The organism is Pseudomonas sp. P5_A2_2 (assembly GCF_054177685.1).
This window is the reverse complement of the sequence record NZ_JBGCUL010000868.1, coordinates 1-1,876: the sequence shown is the minus strand read 5'-3', so window position 1 is coordinate 1,876 and position 1,876 is coordinate 1. Positions and strand designations below refer to the sequence as shown.

2 protein-coding genes are annotated in these 1,876 nt (G+C 54.3%); both read right to left on the bottom strand.

The window, feature by feature from the left end:
- The coding region (locus ACXRVY_RS26725; protein ID WP_458238697.1) for a trans-sulfuration enzyme family protein at window positions 1–979 on the bottom strand (979 nt) is incomplete at its 3' end.
- Window positions 980–1,034: 55 nt separating this feature from the next.
- Window positions 1,035–1,876 (bottom strand): aldehyde dehydrogenase family protein (locus ACXRVY_RS26720; protein WP_458238696.1); only part of this gene is annotated, 842 nt, incomplete at its 5' end.

Here is a 1,876-nt window from a genome sequence, read left to right as displayed (position 1 = left end):
TATCAGGGTCGCCCTTCACCGCGAAGGCCATCACCGCCCCAYATCCCTTGCCTGCAAATTGCCGGCGCGCCAACTCATGCTGCGGGTGTGAAGGCAATCCAGGGTAGTAGACGTAAGCAATACGATCATCGGCATCAAGAAACTGAGCCAGTTTTTCAGCTGTGTTCAACAGTTGCTTCAGACGCAGGGGCAGCGTGACGGAACCGCGCATGATCATCCACGCATTGAAGGGAGAAATCGTCGCACCAAGATCAACCAACGCATCATTTTTGATCTTGTTGATCAGCTGATTGGAGCCGATCACAACGCCGCCCATGGCATCGCCATGGCCATTGATGTACTTGGTCAATGAGTGAACGACGAAGTCGACACCGTGCTCACTCGCACGAAAGAATGGAGGTGGGGTGAACGTTGCATCTACTGAGATCAATGCGCCGTGCGCATGGGCAATCTCAGCCAGCGCTGCAATATCTGCGATTTTGGTAGTCGGGTTGGCGATCGTTTCGGTATGGATCAGTTTAGTGTTGGGTCGGATGGCTTGACGGACCGATTCCAGATCACCGACGTCTACAAACGTCGCTTCGATCCCGTAACGTTCGGGCAGGAGTTCTGCGAAGAGTCGCCAAACGGCTTGGTAGGTGATGTCGCTGACGATGACGTGGTCGCCACTTTTCAAGAAAGAAAAAAACACCGAATGCAACGCGGCGACACCGGTAGCGAATACCACTGCATCTTCACAACCCTCGAGGGCTGCGAGTTTCTTCTCCAGACAAACCTGGTTATGGCCTTGATTTCGCGTATACACAAGGCCGTCTGGACTCGACCAGTCCATGGTTGCCGGATCTTCGGRCAAGAGATAGGAGTTAGCCATTACCAATGGAGTACGGACGGCACCGCTGGTGACATCCGCGACATTCCCGCCATGAACTGCCAGCGTCGCTGCAGATAATGTTGATAGGTTGTGCTTATCGGGACGCATGTCGATTCCTCTGATTTTATTGTTGTGTCATTCGTCGTGAACTCGAACGATTTGTTTAGCTTCCACTCACACCGTTAATGCAAATAACCTTGGGTTGCGTCATATCTTCGTAGGCGAAACGCACACCTTCACGCCCCATGCTCCCGTACTTGAAACCACCGAAAGGCATTGCGTCGAATCGATAGTCCGAGGAGTCGTTGATCATGACGCCGCCAGCCTCAAGCCGCTTGGCTGCCTTCAGCGCAACATTCAAATTACTGGTGAAGATCCCCGCATGCAGGCTGTAGTCTGGTTCGTTGGCGAGCGTCAGGGCCTCATCCAGGGAACCTACGCTCTGGAGTATCACGACAGGGCTGAACACTTCCTCGCACCACAGCTTGCAGTGGCGGTCGACGCTTTCCAGAACGGTGGGCGAATAAAGCGAACCGTTGCGTGTATTGCCAAACAACAAGGTTGCGCCTTTAGCGATGGCGTCATTCACCACCTCCTCGGTACGCTTGGCTGACGCCTGAGTAATCATCGGGCCGACATCCGTCTGCTCATCCGCTGGATTACCCACGATCAACTGGCTGGTTTTCTCAATGAAGCGTGTTTTGAATGCTTCGTAGAGTGGCGCCTCGATTAAAATCCGCTGGGTGCCAATGCAATTCTGTCCGGCAGCCCAAAAAGCACCCGACACACACGAATCGACTGTTTCATTCAGATCGCAATCGGCCATTACGATAACCGGGGCATTTCCGCCGAGGTCCATCGCCAGTTTCTTGAGCCCGGCTGTACGCGAGATTTGCTCACCCGTGACGAAGCCGCCCGTGAACGAAACCATGCGTACCGCCCGGTGCGCGACCAAGGCCTTGCCCAGAGCAGCACCTCCTGTGGCGACTGTCACAACAACTGGAG